Annotated in this window: 14 protein-coding genes; 6 read left to right on the forward strand and 8 right to left on the reverse strand. The window is 69.6% G+C overall.

The features are described from left to right. Positions 1-18: 18 nt before the first annotated feature. From JIAGA_RS0116850 to JIAGA_RS0116875, 6 genes are read left to right on the forward strand one after another with little or no spacing between them, the layout of a single operon-like run. Complete coding sequence (locus JIAGA_RS0116850) at positions 19-1,041, forward strand: Gfo/Idh/MocA family protein (RefSeq protein WP_026876574.1); 1,023 nt, start codon at positions 19-21, stop codon at positions 1,039-1,041. After that, complete coding sequence (locus tag JIAGA_RS0116855; protein ID WP_026876575.1) at positions 1,034-2,044, forward strand: Gfo/Idh/MocA family protein; 1,011 nt, start codon at positions 1,034-1,036, stop codon at positions 2,042-2,044. The genes JIAGA_RS0116850 and JIAGA_RS0116855 overlap by 8 nt, the downstream gene beginning before the upstream one ends. Before the next feature lie 10 nt (positions 2,045-2,054). Further along, positions 2,055-2,921 carry a fumarylacetoacetate hydrolase family protein gene (locus tag JIAGA_RS0116860; RefSeq protein WP_026876576.1) on the forward strand — a complete coding sequence of 289 codons (867 nt, stop codon included), beginning with the start codon at positions 2,055-2,057 and terminating at the stop codon, positions 2,919-2,921. After that, on the forward strand, positions 2,918-4,501 hold the full coding sequence (locus JIAGA_RS0116865; RefSeq protein WP_026876577.1) for an N-acyl-D-amino-acid deacylase family protein: 1,584 nt from the start codon (positions 2,918-2,920) through the stop codon (positions 4,499-4,501). The genes JIAGA_RS0116860 and JIAGA_RS0116865 overlap by 4 nt, the downstream gene beginning before the upstream one ends. After that, entirely contained in the window at positions 4,498-4,884 is a 387-nt protein-coding gene (locus tag JIAGA_RS0116870) for a RidA family protein (RefSeq protein ID WP_026876578.1), read from the forward strand. Before JIAGA_RS0116865 ends, JIAGA_RS0116870 begins: the two co-directional genes overlap by 4 nt. A gap of 33 nt (positions 4,885-4,917) precedes the next feature. Continuing rightward, on the forward strand, positions 4,918-6,231 hold the full coding sequence (locus tag JIAGA_RS0116875; RefSeq protein ID WP_026876579.1) for an aspartate aminotransferase family protein: 1,314 nt from the start codon (positions 4,918-4,920) through the stop codon (positions 6,229-6,231). A 102-nt stretch (positions 6,232-6,333) separates the two neighbouring features. On the opposite strand, the gene JIAGA_RS30370 is transcribed toward JIAGA_RS0116875, so the two are convergent. The 8 genes from JIAGA_RS30370 to JIAGA_RS30385 all read right to left on the reverse strand — a co-directional run bounded on the left by JIAGA_RS30370 (position 6,334) and on the right by JIAGA_RS30385 (position 15,475). After that, on the reverse strand, positions 6,334-7,164 hold the full coding sequence (locus JIAGA_RS30370; RefSeq protein ID WP_051426192.1) for an amidohydrolase family protein: 831 nt from the start codon (positions 7,162-7,164) through the stop codon (positions 6,334-6,336). An 81-nt stretch (positions 7,165-7,245) separates the two neighbouring features. Next, the gene (locus JIAGA_RS0116885; RefSeq protein ID WP_157553247.1) at positions 7,246-9,423 is read right to left on the reverse strand and encodes a glycoside hydrolase family protein; all 2,178 of its coding nucleotides are present in this window, start codon (positions 9,421-9,423) and stop codon (positions 7,246-7,248) included. A 42-nt stretch (positions 9,424-9,465) separates the two neighbouring features. Continuing rightward, positions 9,466-10,479, reverse strand: a complete 1,014-nt coding sequence (locus JIAGA_RS30375; protein WP_051426193.1) for an NAD(P)-dependent oxidoreductase — start codon at positions 10,477-10,479, stop codon at positions 9,466-9,468. 5 nt (positions 10,480-10,484) lie between these two features. Then, on the reverse strand, positions 10,485-11,792 hold the full coding sequence (locus JIAGA_RS0116895; RefSeq protein ID WP_084469745.1) for an enolase C-terminal domain-like protein: 1,308 nt from the start codon (positions 11,790-11,792) through the stop codon (positions 10,485-10,487). A 113-nt stretch (positions 11,793-11,905) separates the two neighbouring features. Further along, complete coding sequence (locus JIAGA_RS0116900; RefSeq protein WP_026876582.1) at positions 11,906-13,102, reverse strand: ABC transporter permease; 1,197 nt, start codon at positions 13,100-13,102, stop codon at positions 11,906-11,908. Then, a complete protein-coding gene (locus JIAGA_RS0116905; RefSeq protein ID WP_026876583.1) occupies positions 13,099-13,800 on the reverse strand; it encodes an ABC transporter ATP-binding protein in 702 nt (233 codons plus the stop codon). The genes JIAGA_RS0116900 and JIAGA_RS0116905 overlap by 4 nt, the downstream gene beginning before the upstream one ends. Beyond that, positions 13,797-14,951, reverse strand: coding sequence for a peptidoglycan-binding protein (locus tag JIAGA_RS30380; protein ID WP_051426194.1), 1,155 nt, complete (start codon positions 14,949-14,951; stop codon positions 13,797-13,799). Before JIAGA_RS30380 ends, JIAGA_RS0116905 begins: the two co-directional genes overlap by 4 nt. Continuing rightward, positions 14,948-15,475, reverse strand: a complete 528-nt coding sequence (locus JIAGA_RS30385; protein WP_051426195.1) for a hypothetical protein — start codon at positions 15,473-15,475, stop codon at positions 14,948-14,950. Before JIAGA_RS30385 ends, JIAGA_RS30380 begins: the two co-directional genes overlap by 4 nt. Positions 15,476-15,539 lie beyond the last annotated feature (64 nt).

Below are 15,539 nucleotides of genomic sequence, written 5' to 3' on the forward strand. Positions count from 1 at the left end.
CGAGCTTCGGGAGGACAGTTGATCGAGTCACCGCTCCGGGTGGCGATCGTCGGGTCCGGGTTCATCGCGGGGGAGCATCTGGACGCCCTGTCGCGGCTAGCCGGTGTCGTGGTCGTCGGCATCGTCGACATCGACCCGTCCCGCGCAGCAGACGCAGCGCGACGAGCCGGCGGCATCGCCAGCGCCACCGACCTCGCCGAGGCGATCAACCTGTGGGCATGCGACGCGGCCGTCGTCTGCACCCCGAACGACACCCACGGCGCCATCGCCACCACTCTCGCCGAGGCCGGCGTGCACGCATTGGTCGAGAAGCCGCTCGCCACCGATCCGGCAGTGGCCGCCAGGCTGGCGCACGCCTTCGACGAGCGCGGCCTGGTCCTCGCGGCCGCCCACACCCACCGGTTCGCCGAGTACTCGAACGCGATCAAGCAGGCCATTGACGACGGCGAGGTCGGTCGGCCGGTGCATGCCAGGCTGACCTTCCTGGGCGGGTGGCTGTGGACCGACTGGCGCAATTGGCAGATCAATCGTCAGCGATCCGGTGGGCACGGCCTGCACAACGGCGTCCATCTGCTCGACTTGGTGACCTGGTGGCTGGGCGACGAGCCGACCCATGTCCACGCCCAGGGGCGCAAGCAGTCCGCAGCTCAGCTCGAAGTCCATGACCACCTGCTGATGACCGTCGGCTTTGCCTCCGGCGCCACGGCGATCTGCGAGATGAGCCGGGCCAATCACCCGCGACACATCTCATACCGCGACGCAGTGGTGGTGGGCACCGAGGGGACTTTGCGAGTGCCGTGGGACGGCGAGGCACCGCTGCTGTTCACCGAGGGCGTCACCCGCCCTGTCGGTGGCGGCGCCAGCCCATTCCTGAAGCAGGCAGCCGCTTGGGTGGCTGCCGTCCGGGGCGAGCAGGCTCCCGCGGTGACCGGCGCCGACGGGCTGCGTGCCGTCGTGCTGGGCGTGGCAGCGGAGCGGTCGATGGCGACCGGCGACGTCGTCGCAGTCGCGGACGTGTGGAAGGAGATCGGCGATGAGTGAGCCGTTGAGGACGATCCTGTGCGGGGCCGGGGACGCCGGCGGCTCGGAGCACCAGCGGCTGAGCTTCGGCCCAGCGTTGATCGCCCATCCCGCCTACGACGTCGTGGGGGTCGTCGACGATCCGGCCGCGGGCGGCGTCGAACGGGAACGATCGGTTCAGCTCGCTGCCGATCTTGACCTGCCGGTGTTCGAGGACTTCACGGCCGCCGCCGAGGCCGCCGACGTTGCCTGTGTCTGCTCGGCACTGGACAGGCGTGGGTCGGTCGTCGCGGCGCTGGCGGCGAGCGGCGTTCACTTGCTGCTCGACAAGCCCGCTGCCCGGACGGCCGCAGCGACTCGCGAGTTGGCGGACACCGTCGAACGGAGCGGTGTGGTCGCCATGCCCGGGCACGCCATGAGGTTCCACCCCGCGGTCCTGCGGGCGACGGCCGCGGTGGCGCGCGGCGACATCGGCCTTCCTTGGGCCGTGCAGAGCGAGTTGTTGCTGGCAGAGGGCACCACCGAGTGGCAGAACGGCGCCTTGGCCAACGGGCTGGGCCACTCGCTGGATATCGTGCGGGCGATCATCGGGTTGGAGGCGACGTCGGTTGCGGCGTGGCGCAGCAGCCCGTTCTTCGCCGGCCGGGACGAGGACCTGGCGGTGTTGTCTCTGACGTTCGAGCACGACGTGCCGGTGTCGCTGACGGTGGGGCGCACGCCGACGAAGGGCCACCCGAACGGCATAGCTGGGGACCACCTCTACCGGGTGATGGGAAGCGAAGGCGTCCTGACCGTCGATCTCGGCAAGCCGTCCGTCCAGGTCAATGGTGGGTCGCGGGCCCGGCGATACGGCGCGGGTGCGATCGCGGCGATGCTTGACCACTTGGCGGCGGCGGTCCGCCATCAGGCACGACCCACGCTCAGCCTGGCCGACGCGGTGGCGGTGGCCGAGATCGTGGAGGCCGCCCGCAGGGCTTCCGACGGCCAGGTCGTCGTCCCCCTTACCGGGAAGACGGGGCGATGAGATGCGGTTCGTGACCTATACCCGCTCCGGCCAGACGTACCACGGCCGGGTTCAAGGCGTCGGTGCCGATGCGACGGTCGTCGAGCTCGGCGCGGGCGACCTGCTCAGCGTCCTGGAAGGCGGCGGCCTGGATGCGGTGTCCTCGGCTCGAGGCCCCGAGTACCCACTGGCCGGGGTGACCATCGGCGCGCCGCTGCGACGCCCGCCGAAGCTGCTCGCGGTGGCGGCCAACTACGCCGACCACATTCGCGAGGGCGGCGGCGAGCCGATGAGCCCCGAGCGTGCCACGCCTCGACTGTTCCTCAAGCCGTCGACGGCCATCATCGGACCCACCGACCCATTGGCGCTGCCCTCCATGTCCACAGAGGTGGACTGGGAGGTCGAGCTGGCGGTGGTCATCGGCCAGCGGTGCAGAAACATCCCGGAGGAGCGGGCGCTCGATGTGGTGGCCGGCTACATGACCGCCAACGACATCTCGGCGCGCTCGGTCGACTTCCACGTCGATCGAAGTCCGGAGCATGTGCGACCGTTCTTCGACTGGCTCGTCGGCAAGTGGCCGGACGGCTTCGCTCCGCTTGGCCCCTATCTGGTGTCAGCGGACGAAGTTCCGGATCCGCATGCGCTGGAGCTGTACCTGGATGTCAACGGCGAAGTCCGGCAACAGGGGTCGACCGCCGACATGATCTTCGGAGTTGCACAGCTCATCGCGTTCACGTCGTCGTTCATGACGCTCGAGCCGGGCGACGTCATCGAGACAGGCACCCCGGCGGGCGTGGGAGCAGCGTCGGCCACGTATCTCGAACCCGGCGACGTCATGACCGCTCGGGTCGGCGACCTCGGAGTCCTGCGCACACCGATCGTGGCGACGCCAGCGTGACCGCCCAGGTCCTGGACACCGTCCTTCTCGGCGGGGACGTCGTCGACGGCAGCGGACGGCCAGGCCGTCGGGCGGACGTCGGCTGGCGTCACGGTCGTATCGCCGCGATCGGCGACCTCGCCACGACCGAGGCAGGCGAGCGTGTCGACGTCACGGGTCGCGTGGTGTGCCCGGGCTTCGTCGACATCCACGGTCACTCCGACCTCACCGTGCTCCATCACCCCGCCAGCACCAGCAAGATCGTCCAGGGCGTGACCACGGAGGTGTCCGGCAACTGCGGTCTCGGCGTGGGCCCGGTCGGCGCGCCGGCCGCTGCGTCGTCGACCCGCTCGCTGATGACCATCGTGGACGCGCCCGGGGTCGTATGGAGCTGGACCGGCATGGCTGGCTACCTGGCCCGGGTGGACGAAGCGCGCCCGGCGATGAGCATCGCCGCTCTCGCCGGGCATCTGCCGATCCGGGTCAGTGCGGTCGGGCTGCTGGAGCGGCCGCCGACCGACGACGAACTTGCCGAGATGGCGCGGCTGCTCGACCAGGCACTGCGCGATGGAGCTGTCGGGCTGTCCCTCGGGTTGATGTATCCGCCCAGCGCCTACGCCGCCGAGGAAGAGCTGGTCGCCCTGGCGCGTGTCGTGGCCCAGCACGACGCGCTGCTCAGCGTGCACATGCGCGACTACGGCGACCACCTGACCGCCGCGGTCGGGGAAGTGCTGCGGGTGGCCGAGCGGGCGGGGTGCCGGCTGCAGATCTCTCATCTGGCAGCAGTGGGCCGGCGGAACTGGGGCGCTGTGCACGACGCGCTCGCCCAGGTCGACGAGGCCCGCGACAGGGGCGCCGATGTCATGGTCGACATCTATCCCTACCTGGCTGGCAGCACGAACCTCTCGCAGGTGGTGCCGCGGTGGGCGGTGGACGGAGGGCTCGAGGGCCTGCGGCGCCGCCTGGCCGACCCGGTGAATCGCCAGCGCATCGCCGAGGCCATGGCCTCACGTGCGGTGGGCTGGGACGAGATCATGCTGAGCGACGTCCCATGGGCGGCGGAGCTGGCCGGCCGAACAGTGGCCGAGCTGGCGATCGAGCGGCGGCAGGAGCCCACCGAGGTGGTGTTCGGTCTGCTCGCGGGCGGCGATCCGGGAATGGTCGCCTTCGGCCGCTGCGAGGACGACCTGCGGACAGTGCTGTGCCACCCGGCTTCGCTGATCGGCTCCGACGGCATCGCCGTCGATCCCGGGGGAGCCGGCGTGCCCGGATTGCCGCATCCGCGCTACTTCGGTGCCTACCCAGGGCTATTCGAGCGCTACGTGCGGAAGGAATCGCTGCTGGCCGTGGAGGACGCGGTTCGCCGATGCACCTCTGGGCCTGCCGACCGTGCCCGCCTCGCCGATCGCGGACGCCTGCTGCCGGGGGCGCGTGCCGACGTCGTGGTGCTCGACCTGGACACGGTGGCCGAGCGGTCGACATATCTCGAGCCGCGCCGCGCCCCAGAAGGCGTCGAGCGAGTCTATGCCGGCGGCGCGCTGGTCGCTGCCGACGGTGTGGTGACAGGTGTCAGAACCGGAGGAGCGGTGAGGAAACCATGAGGATCGAACACGTCGAGCCGAACCCGGACAATCCGCCGAAGATCCCGCTGTCGTCGGGGGTGCGGGTGGCGAACCTGCTGTTCGTGTCCGGGCAGGCGTCTACAGTCCCCGGCCAGGGAATCGTGCCCGGCACATTCGACGAAGAGTTCCACCGGACCATCCAGAACGTCGAGGCCGTACTGGCCGCGGGGGGTGCCACTCTGCGCGACGTGGTCCAAGTCCGGGCGTATCTGCGGGACGAGTCCGCCCGGTCCCGCTTCAACGAGCTCTACGCCGAGGTATTCAGCGAGCCCTACCCCGCCCGGACCACGGTCGGCAATCACTTCTCGTTCATCCAGATCGAGATCGACTGCGTGGCGGTCTTGCCGGACTCCGGCGCTTGACAACGGAACGCACATCACGAAGGGGAACGGCACATGACGACACTCGAGGACGCCCTCTCGCAGCGAACCGCCGCGGAGGCGCGTCGAGTGATACCGGGCGGGGTCAACAGTGCCCAGCGTGCGCTCACGGGCATGGATGACGTGGTGATCACCCGATCCGCCGGTTCACGGCTGTGGACGTCGGACGGCGTCGAACTGATCGACTTCCATGGGGCGTACGGCCCGCCCATCCTCGGGCACAACGACCCGGAGGTCGATTCGGCCGTCGCCGCGGCGCTGCGTCGTATCGACAACCCGGGCGTGGGCGTCACTCCGTACGAGATTGAGCTGGCCGAGCGCATCGTCGACGCATTCCCAAGCGTGGAGCAGGTGCTGTTCACCAACTCCGGCAGTGAAGCCACGTTCCACGCACTTCGGGTGGCCCGGACGGTGACCGGACGCCGCAAGGTCATCAAGTTCCAGGGCTGCTACCACGGTTGGCACGACAGCGTGGCGATGAATGTGATCTCCCCGGCCGATCGGGTCGGCGGACGCGATCCGCTGTCGGCCGGCATCCTCTCCGAGGTGCTGGAGGCGACCATCGTCGTCCCGTTCAACGATGCGGCGGCAGTCGAGACGGCGCTACGAGACAACGACGGCCAGGTGGCGGCGATCATCGTCGAGCCCATTCCGCACAATGTCGGCGCGCTGCTGCCGGCGGACGGGTTCCTGGCCGAGTTGCGCCGCCTCGCCACCTCGCATGGTGTGGTGCTCGTCTTCGACGAGGTGATCTGCGGGTTCCGGCACAGTCTGGCCGGATACCAAGGCATCGCCGGTGTGGTGCCGGACCTCACGACCATGGGCAAGGCGTTCGCCAACGGCTACCCGATCGCGGCGCTCGGCGGCCGGGCCGAACTGATGCAGCAGTTCTCCACAACACCGGGCAGGCCGGCGTTCTTCGCGGGCACCTACAACGGTCACCCGGCGATGGCGGCGGCTGCCATCGCCACCGTCGACAAGCTTCGCAGCGAGCCCGTGTACGAGCATCTCTTCCGGCTCGGCGATCTGGCACGGGATCGGCTGCGCAGCCTCTACAAGGGACTGGGGATCGACGTCGTGGTGTCCGGCTACGGCTCCGTGTTTGTCACCTATTTCATGGAGGGGCCGGTGAACGACTACCGGGACCTGCTGCGCAACGACGCCGACCTGTTCACCCAGTACCGTATCGAGCAGTTGGCCGACGGCGTGCTGGAGGTGCCGTTGAACCTGAAGCGCAGCAATCTCTCTTACGCCCACACCGAGGACGACATCGACCGGTTGCTCACGGCTACCGAACGCGCGGTGACGACGGTGCTGGCCCGGCGCTGATCCCCGGCTGCAGCAGCTGATCCCCGGCCGCAGCAATGGTGGCGGGATCTCGGGTGCCATGGCCCCCTAGATCCCGCCACCACGTGGTTTCGGAGCCGAACCTCAGGGCACGTCGAGGCCGAGCAACTCCAGGCTGTTGCGGTGCAGGATGGCCTCGATGGTCTCCGGCTCGATCTGCGGGAACGGCGACCAGTCCTTCTGCGCCATGGCGCGCAGCCCGTCGATCCCGACCTGCGGCTTCCAGATCGGATAGTCAGAGCCGAACATCAGCTTGTCGACCACACCCCACTCCTGGGCGCGCACCAGCGCCTGGTAGCCCTCCATGCTGCGCAGCCACTGGGCGGAGACGTCGGCATAGACGTTGGCGTGCTTGCGTAGCACGATGACGCACTCGCGCTGCCACGGATGTGACATGTGCGCGAGGATCATCGTCACATCGGGGTGACGGCGGGCCAGCTTGTCGTACAGGAGCGGGTGGCTCAGCTCCAGCATCGCCTCTGCCGCTCCACTCGTCCCAGTGTGGAAAAGCAAGGGAACACCCAAGCGGGCGACCTCACGGAAGAAGTCGTCGTGCTGGGGCTGTGTGGCGTCGAATCCGGCGAGAATGGGGTAGAGCTTGACCCCTTTGAGCCCTCGGGACAGGCCGTCTTCGAGCTGGTCCATCACATCGTCGTCGCAGAGGTCGAGAGCCATGAAACCGATGGTTTTGCCGGTGCTCTGCTTCACGAAGTTCTCGGTGTACTCGTTCGGCGTCGCCACGCCGAGCCGGGACGCGCGCAGACCGAAGACGATCGATACGTCGACAGCTTTCATCGCCTCGTCGTAGGCATCCGGCGGATTGTCGGGACGGTCCCCGTAGAGCCTGGCCCGGTCCTTTTCGTAACTGCCGTGATGGGCGGAGATATTGCAGTGGCTGTGCACGTCGACGATCAACGGTCCTCCTTCGGTCGTGGTTCGACGGCGGCGGGGTGAGCGGCTCGTGACCACTCACCCCGCCGGCCGGTTCGGTGCCGGTCAGCCGCGCCCGATGTCCGAGCGGGCCGCGGCGACGTGGATCGCCTGAGCCTCCCGGCGAGTCAGCAGACCGTGGTCCTGCCAGCTGCCGACCACCTCCCGGACGGTGCGGACGAACTGCCCGTGGTTGCGGAACGGTGCGTTCGACCACACCTCGTCGACCAGGGTCCCGCCGTTGGCGTCGGTCCGGTTCTCGACGCCGGAGTCGCTCGTGCCGAAGGCGATCGTCGCACCGTCGGCGACGGTGAACGAGTACAGGTGACCGTCGGAGAGGTGGAACCGGATCTTGATCAGCTGGTTGCCGATCGCGGCGAAGTCGGCGCCGTCCCAGGTCAGCTCGGCCTTCAGCTGGTCACCGGTGACCGGGTTGGACTCAGCCACAGTGAAGCCGGGGATCGGGTCACCGTGGGCGTCCAGGATCTCTGCCCGCAGCGATCCGCCGGCGGCCAGCTCGGCGTTGACGTAGAGCGAGTCACCGGAGACCGACAGCTCCTTGGTGGTCAATGTCCCGATCTGGCTGCCGGCCCGCATCGAGACCCAGCCGTCCTTTCGCCAAGTGACCTTGCCGATGGCGGCTGAACGCTGGCCGCCGGGGATGCCGTGGGTGTCGTCCCAGCCGCCGTAGTAGGTCCAGACCTCGGTATCGCTGACATTGATGTTGCTGGCGGTGAACACCATGCCGTCGTCCCAGGAGCCGTCGGGTCCCAGCTCGACGACCGGGGTTCGGTCGGGACGGTGCCAGTTCAGCAGATCGCGGGACGCGGCGATCTCGACATCGGACGGCCCGTCCGCTCCTCCGCCGAAGCCGCCGCTGGCGTCCGTGCCGGTGATCTCGAAGATCCAAGGGAAGCCGACATAGTCGTTGCCGTAGGCCACTACCGGGAACCCGTAGGCCTGGGCCTCAAGGGCACCGTTGTCGTAGGCGGCCTGGCGGTCGATGTCGTCGGCGGCCAGGGCCAGCTCGGGAGTCGTCCAGTTCACGAAGTCCGTGCTGGTAGACAGGAAGAACGCGCGAACCCCGAACGGCTGCTTCGACATCGCGATGAAGAGCCGGTTCTCCTCGTCGTAGTCGACGGTCACCACATCGGCCGCGGGTAGCGCGGGATTCACTGGCGAGGGAGTCCAGGTCAGCCCGTCGGGGGAGAAGAAGGCCTGGTAGGTACGTGGCGGGTTCACCAGGGTGAGCAGCTTGTAGCGACGGTTCGGGTCGGGGTCGTGCGGGTCGTAGACCACCCCGCCGCCCCCGGCGGCGTTCATCACGATGTTGTTCGCGGTCGAGCCCTCGTACTCGACGAGGCCGAGGTCCGGCTTGGTCCACGTCTCACCGTCGTCGCTCTCGGCGTAGAGGAGCCGCCAGCCCCGGTTGATGCCGGAGTACCACATGCGGTACTTCTCGTAGGTCGGGTCGTAGAAGGCCGAGCCGTAGAGCTGGACCATGTTCGACTCCCACGGTTCGGTGGGCGTGACGACCGGTCCGCTCTTGTCGCCAGGGTGCACGACGCGCTCGAGGTCGGTCGTATCGATCCTGTAGTCGTCGATGAACAGCTCCTGCTTCTGCCCGAGGACGGGGTCATAGACCTCGGGGGCCTCCTCGATGAGCTCGAGGTCGTCGATCAGGGTGACTCCGCCGCCGGGGGAGTCGGCTCTGATCATCACGGCGACATCGGTGACGAACGGCTCGACCACCAGCGGGGGCGCCGCGAACTTGACCTCCAGCTGCTGCCAGCCGGTGGAGTCGTCGGGGAGCCTGATCTCCCGGAAGTGCCGACGGGTACCCGCCTCGTTGTAGTACTGCACCGTCAGTGCGGCTGACGCCCCGTCCTCGAGGTACATCCATCCCCGCACCACGAACCGCTGTCCCTGGCGATCGACCGGTGTCAGGTTGCCGGTCACGATCACCGTGGAGCCGGCCGGCTGCTCGACCCGGAGGCTGTTGTCGCCGGAGTGAGCGTCGTCTTCGGTGATAGCGGCAGATCCGCCGCTGCCGGACGTGCTGACCGTCCAGTCGGTCGGGGCCCCGCTCGGCTCGGCCTGTTCGAAGGACGGGTTGTTCACGGGGTAGGTCGTCTCTCCGGCGTCAGCTTGCCCGAGACCCATGACGGTGATTGATAGAAGGCATGTCATGAGCAGGATGGCAGCCGCCAGCGCGGTATATCTCCGCGCGATGGTTGTCGTCATCAGTCCTCCATGATCGGTACTGTGTGACCCCGCAGAACGGCTTCAGCGGGACGGGAGATCGGCGGGTTCGATGCGGTTCAGCAGATCCCGCCCAAAGAGGTGGCGGTCGAGGTTCCGGTAAAATAGGTCCCAGACGCGGCTGCGGAAGTGAGTGCTCGACGACGACCCGGAGATGTGCGAAGTGACCACCGTGTTCGGCAGGTCCCAGGTCGGGTCGTCGGGGCGCATGGGCGCGCGGTAGTGCACGTCGAGGGCGGCTCCGGCGATCTGGCCGGAGATGAGCGCGTGCCGCAGGGCGGCTTCGTCGACGACGGGGGCACGAGCCGGGTTGAGCACGATGGCGTGTGGGGGCAGGGCAGCGAATGCGGCCGCATCGACCAGTCCCCGGGTCGACGGCGTGTCGGGAGTGGCGACGATCAGATAGTCCAGCCCGGAGTAGAAGTCGGCGCTTCGGTCGAAGCCGAAGGACCGATCGGGGACGGGCCAGTCCTCCTCCGGCCGGTCCAGGGGGTCGTAGCGTCCACGTCGAGGTCCGGGAGCCGACCGAGAGAGCGACCAGATCTCCAGGCCGACCGCCCGTGCGAGCCGGGCCACCTCCTGTCCGATGTTTCCGTAGCCGACGATCCCTACCCGGAGTCCACGAAGCTCGGCCTGGAAGGCCGGATCCCGGTTCCAGCATCGGGCGCGCTGCTCGTCGAGCATGCTCGTGAACCGTCGCCGAAAGGTGAGCATCATCAGCAGGCACCACTCGGCTATCGGGATGTCGTTCACGCCGCTGGCGTTGGTCACCGCGACTTCGGGTCGCAGGCCGGTACCGGCCAGCTGGGCGTACCCGGCCGACCCGAGCTGCAGCCACGACAACGCCTTCATGTCGCCGACGTTGGCAGGCACCAGGTCGGCGAAGAGCACGGTGGCGGTGTCGGCCAGCTCGGCGGGTAGGTGGTGGCCGGTGCCGAACGGCGCGACGCAGTCGACGCGGGCATCGGCCGCGAGGCGTCGCACCCTGCGTAAACCCTCGTCGTCCACGGGCTGCGCCACCACGATGTGCTCGCTCATGGGGCTCAGCTCCGCAGCGTCTTGCCGGGCACGCTGACGAACTCCTCCATGCCAGGCTGGAAGGGGAATCGCTCTTTGATCCCCTCGCTGAGGTCGACGCCGAGGCCGGGCGCCTCGGGTGGCAGCACGTAGCCGTCCCGGATCACCAGGTTGTCGCCCCACAGCAGGGTATGCAGTTCGCCGGCATCGGGCGGGATCTCTACGACCAGCGTGGACGCTGTCGCGAACGCCGCGTGGATGTTCTGCATGACACCGACACCGGCGCTCCAGGCGTGCGACGCAATGGCCGCGTCGCGCTCGGCCGAGAGCCGGCCGACCTCAACGAACTCCGACATGCCGAGCCAGGAAGCGTCGGGCTGGGCGACCGCGAACGCGTCTCGTGCCATCCAGAGCCGGAACTCGTCCGAGGTGCTCAGTTGCTCGCCGCCTGCGACCCGGATCGGCGAGGTCCGGGTCAGCTCGGCGTACTCGTCGGGGTCTTCGTAGGCCAGCGGCTCTTCGAAGAAGGTGATGTCGAAGGGCTCCAAGGCGGCCAACACCGCGCTCGCGGTGGCGAGATCCCAGCTGGCCTTGCCACTGCGGTGTCCCATGTGGCCGTCGAGCATGATGCCGACCTGCTTGCCCACGTGCGTGCGCATCATGGCGACCTTCTCGGCTTCGAACTCTGCAGCTTCATTCGGGCTCGGCCGCGGTACGACAGATCGGTTGTCGGCTACGGAGCGGTATCCCGAGGACACCTTGAACGCGGTGAAGCCGAGCTCCAGGTAGCGGTCCAGCTTGCGCTTGAGCTCGTCCGGTGGCCACGGCGACGGGCCTCCGGTGGCGTAGGCCCAAAGCTTGTCGTGCTTGGCTCCGCCCAGGAGCTGATAGGCGGGAACCCCTTCTGCTTTACCGGCCAGATCCCAGAGCGCGGCCTCGACACCGGACAGGATCGCCGCCGCCACTCCGACCCGGGCTGTGTACACCAGGCATCTGCGCATGCGCGTGGCGAGGACGGCTGGATCCGTTGTGTCCGCCCCGAGCAGGATCGGCCGGACGTAGTCGACCACTGGGCCGACGAGTTCAGGCGCGAAGTAGCCCGCGTACGTCTCGCCGACTCCGACCAATCCCCCATCAGTGTGTACCTCGATGAATGCGGCGGTCCGCTGTCGCTTGGCGGAGACCACCCATCTTTCGTTGGTCGAGGGGCCGGTGAGCAGGATTGTGCGAACGTCAGTGATGCGCATGAGCACCTCTTTCGGCCGATGCCGTCGATGGGTACCGCGCTGGTGGAGACGGTGGCGCGTCCTGAGTATCTCTACATGGAACGGCATGCCATGTCAATGCTTCGTGGTGCGCTCGCCGACTGGCGGTCACCGTCGCAGACGCGAGCGACAGGAGGTCGCTACCCCTGCACCCGTAGCAACCTCCTGTCGATCACCGGCTCCTAAGCCGTGGACAGCGCCGCGGTGGGTGGCATCCGGGCGGCACGGGCGGCGGGGTAGGCGCCCGCCAGCGCGCCGACGACCATGGTGGCGCCCGCTGCGCCGGCCAGCACCCAGACCGGTAGCGCGAACGGCCAGTCCCGGCTGGTGGCGAACGCGGCGGTGGCGAGTCCGCCGAGGGCGGCGCCGCCGAGTCCGCCGAACGCGGCCAGCAGGACCGACTCACCGAGGAACTGGCGGCGGATGTGGGCGCGGGTGGCGCCGAGCGCGCGTCGCAACCCGACTTCGGAGCGGCGTTCGAGGACGGCGATGACCATGGTGTTGGCGACGCCGATGCCACCGACGAGCAGTGCCACCCCGCCGAGGGCGAGGAGCAGGGTGGTGAGGGTCTCGTCGGTGGCGGCTTGGGCGGCCAGCGCGTCCGACGGGCGGCTGACCGCCACTTCCTCCGGATGCGCCGGGTGCACCGTCGCCGGCAGGAGCGCCCGGACGTCGTCGATGACGGCTTCGTCGCTGCGTTCGTAGATGGTGGTAGGCGCGCCGTCGAAGCCCAGCAGCCCGGTCGCCACCGGCCAGCCGATCAGCGCCGCCGAGTCCAGCTCCGGCGCCAGGGCCACCGGGTCGAGGACGCCGACGACGGTGAACCACTCGCCGCCCAGCCACACCTCGACCGTGCCGTCGGTCCGCGAGATCCCCAGCAGGTCCGCGGCATCCGCCCCCAGCACCACGGCGGGAAAGGCCGCCAGTGCGTCGTCGAGCCACCGGCCCGACGCGACGGTCGCGCTGACGGTGTCGAGCAGGTCGGTGCGGGCGGCGGTGACGGCCAGCGCGTTCGTCTGGTTCACGTCGATCTGGTCGTTGCGGTACACCGACGCCCCCGGGACCGCGCCGACCGCGCTGACCGACGTGACGCCGTCGAGCCGGGCCACCATGTCCACGCTCTCCTCCGGCAACACAGCTTCGCCGGTGAACGACGTCCCGGGCGCGACCGTGAGCAGGTTGGTGCCGAGCGACTCGAGCTGCTGGTTGACCTGTTCGCGGCTGCTGGCGGAGATGCCCACGACGGCGACCATCGCGGCGATGCCGACCGCGATCCCCAGCGCGGACAGCACCGCGCGCAGGGGGCGGGCGCGCAGGCCGGAGAAGGCGACCCGGGCGGTGTCGCGGGCGCGCAGCCGGGACGGTGCCGGGGCGCTCATCGGTGCTCCAGCTTCTCGTCGGACTCGATCCGCCCGTCCAGGATGTGCACCTGGCGGGGCAGCTCGGCGGCGACGCCGTGGTCGTGGGTGATGACGATGACGGTGGTGCCGGCGTCGTGCAGCTCGTGCAGCAGTTTGAGCACGGCCGCGCCGGACGCGGAGTCCAGCGCGCCGGTGGGTTCGTCGGCCAGCAGGAACGACGGCTTCCCCACGAGGGCACGGGCGACGGCGACACGTTGGCGCTGTCCGCCGGAGAGCTCGTTCGGCTTGTGGTGGACGCGTTCGGCGAGGCCGACGCGTTCCAGGGTGGCGCGCGCCCGGCGGCGCCGCTCGCGGAGAGGTGCGCCGGTGTAGAGGAGCCCGTCGGCGACGTTGTCGAGTGCCGTCACACCGGGGGAGAGAAAGAACTGCTGGAACACGAATCCGATGCGGCGGGCCCGCAGCGCCGAGAGCTGCCGGTCGGACAGCGCGCCCACGTCGTGCCCGTCGATGTGGACGGTGCCCGCGTCGGCGCGGTCCAGCGTGCCGAGGACGTTGAGCATGGTGCTCTTGCCGGAGCCGGACGGGCCGACGATGCTCACCATCTCGCCGGCATCGATCGTCAGGCTGACGCCGTCCAGGGCGCGTACCGGCGGGCGACCTGGGTAGACGCGGCGTACGCCGTCGAGCATGACGACGGGCTGGGTCGGGGTGGTCATCGTCCGGCCACCCCGACGACCGTTCCCTCGCCGATGCCGTCGCCGGTCACCTCGACCTGGCCGTCCGCGAACAGGCCGGTCTCCACCGGGACGATCTCGGTGCTGCCGCCGTCACCCACGACTTCCAGCCCATAGCCGCCGCCGGCGACCGCGAGCAGCGCGTTGACCGGTACGACCAGCACGTCGGCGCGCTCGTCGACCGGCCGCACCACGTCGACCGGCGAACCGATCAGGCTGGCCTCGGCCGGCTCGGCGAGCGTCACCTCCACCTCGGCGACGGCCGCGTCGGCGCCGGTCTCGTCCTCGGAGGCACCACCACCGCTCCCGGCCGCCGCGGTGGCCTGGACCACCGACGACGCCGTAACGGTGCCGGCGACCTCGCCACCGCCCGGTAACACCACCGTGACGGCGGTACCGGCGGCCAGGAGGTCGCGGTCAGCTACGTCCACCTCCAGCGTCGCCACCTGGTCGGTGCCGGTGACATCCAGGACCGGCGCGCCCGGTGCCTGCGTGGCTCCCGCCTCGGCGTGAACGGTGCCGACCCGCCCGCCCTCGGGCAGGAACACCACGTCGGCCACGCCCACCGACCCGGTTTCCTCCGCGCCGATGTCCTCCTGCCACTCCCGGACCGCTTCGGCGGTGTACCAGGTGTACTCGTCGTCGGCAGTGAAGCCGTCGTATCCCAGTGCGGTCAGGTTCGCCTCCAGCTGCTGGACATCGATACCGGTGTCGCCCGCGGCGAGGTCCCGGTACATCGGGATCGCCCCGAGCAGCGCCGTCACCGGCCGCTCGTCCAGGCGGTACAGCTCGGTGCCGCGGGTGACCTCCATGTCCTGCGCGGCCACCCGGGTGAGCGTCCCCGCCCCGGACGACACGGTGTGTGCGTCGCCGTGCCCGAGAGTTCCCGCCCAGGTCTCCGTCGCCGCGATGGTGCCGCGCGTCACCTGCGCCGTCGCGGCCGGCGCGGCCGTGCCGTCCGTCGTGTCGTCGCCGTCCTCCTGCGTCAGGTACCAGACCGCCCCACCGGCGCCCGCGGCGGCGACCAGCCCCAGCGTGAGCCAGAGCAGCCGGGACCGCCGCCTCGACGGTCGCTCCAGCTCGGCGTCGAGGTCAACGGGTTCCGCGGTCGTGACATGGTCGACGTGGCTCACTGGCCACCGCCCGGTCCGAAGCGCACCGGGGCGCCGGCCAGCAGCGACTGGCAGGCGCCGATCGCGGCCTGGAACTCGGCGGAGTTCGGGTCGAGCCCGGTCGGCATCGACAGCGAACCGTCCGCGGCCGGGTCGGGCATGTCCACGCCGTTCTCGCGCATGCAGGTCGTGAACGCACGAAGCGCTTCCAAAGCGTCCGCGTCCGGGTCCGACGCCTCGCCGCCGTCGGGCAGCAGCGACCGGCACTCCTCCATGGCCTCCGCGGCGCCCGGGTCGTCGGGAAGCTCGAGCTGGATGCCCTGCTGGCTCGGATCCGGGTCGGGCATGTCGATGCCGTTGTCCCGCATGCACTCGTAGAACGCGAGCTCGCCGTCCGCGGCACTGTTGCCGTCGCCGTCCCCGGTACCGGACGCCGCGCCGTCGTCGTCGGACCCGCACGCCGTGAGCGAGACCGTCAGCAACAGGGCGAGTACGGGCAGCAGCCGGCCGCGGAGTGCCGTCCGGCCAGTGGTGAAGCGTGTCATGTCGTCCTCCGGGACGTGGTCGATGCCGTCTGTGCGGTGCGATCGCCACGCTCCTGTGCCCGGA

Origin of the sequence: Jiangella gansuensis DSM 44835 (assembly GCF_000515395.1) — a bacterium.
Taxonomy (GTDB): Bacteria; Actinomycetota; Actinomycetes; order Jiangellales; family Jiangellaceae; genus Jiangella; species Jiangella gansuensis.

Excerpts from the sequence above, each read along its gene's own strand:
- JIAGA_RS30385 (WP_051426195.1), bottom strand. The coding sequence starts at position 15,475 with ATGACACGCTTCACCACTGGCCGGACGGCACTCCGCGGCCGGCTGCTG.
- JIAGA_RS0116855 (WP_026876575.1), top strand. The coding sequence starts at position 1,034 with ATGAGTGAGCCGTTGAGGACGATCCTGTGCGGGGCCGGGGACGCCGGC.
- JIAGA_RS0116875 (WP_026876579.1), top strand. The coding sequence starts at position 4,918 with ATGACGACACTCGAGGACGCCCTCTCGCAGCGAACCGCCGCGGAGGCG.
- JIAGA_RS0116885 (WP_157553247.1), bottom strand. The coding sequence starts at position 9,423 with ATGACGACAACCATCGCGCGGAGATATACCGCGCTGGCGGCTGCCATC.
- JIAGA_RS0116895 (WP_084469745.1), bottom strand. The coding sequence starts at position 11,792 with ATGCCGTTCCATGTAGAGATACTCAGGACGCGCCACCGTCTCCACCAG.
- JIAGA_RS0116900 (WP_026876582.1), bottom strand. The coding sequence starts at position 13,102 with ATGAGCGCCCCGGCACCGTCCCGGCTGCGCGCCCGCGACACCGCCCGG.
- JIAGA_RS0116905 (WP_026876583.1), bottom strand. The coding sequence starts at position 13,800 with ATGACCACCCCGACCCAGCCCGTCGTCATGCTCGACGGCGTACGCCGC.
- JIAGA_RS0116870 (WP_026876578.1), top strand. The coding sequence starts at position 4,498 with ATGAGGATCGAACACGTCGAGCCGAACCCGGACAATCCGCCGAAGATC.
- JIAGA_RS30375 (WP_051426193.1), bottom strand. The coding sequence starts at position 10,479 with ATGAGCGAGCACATCGTGGTGGCGCAGCCCGTGGACGACGAGGGTTTA.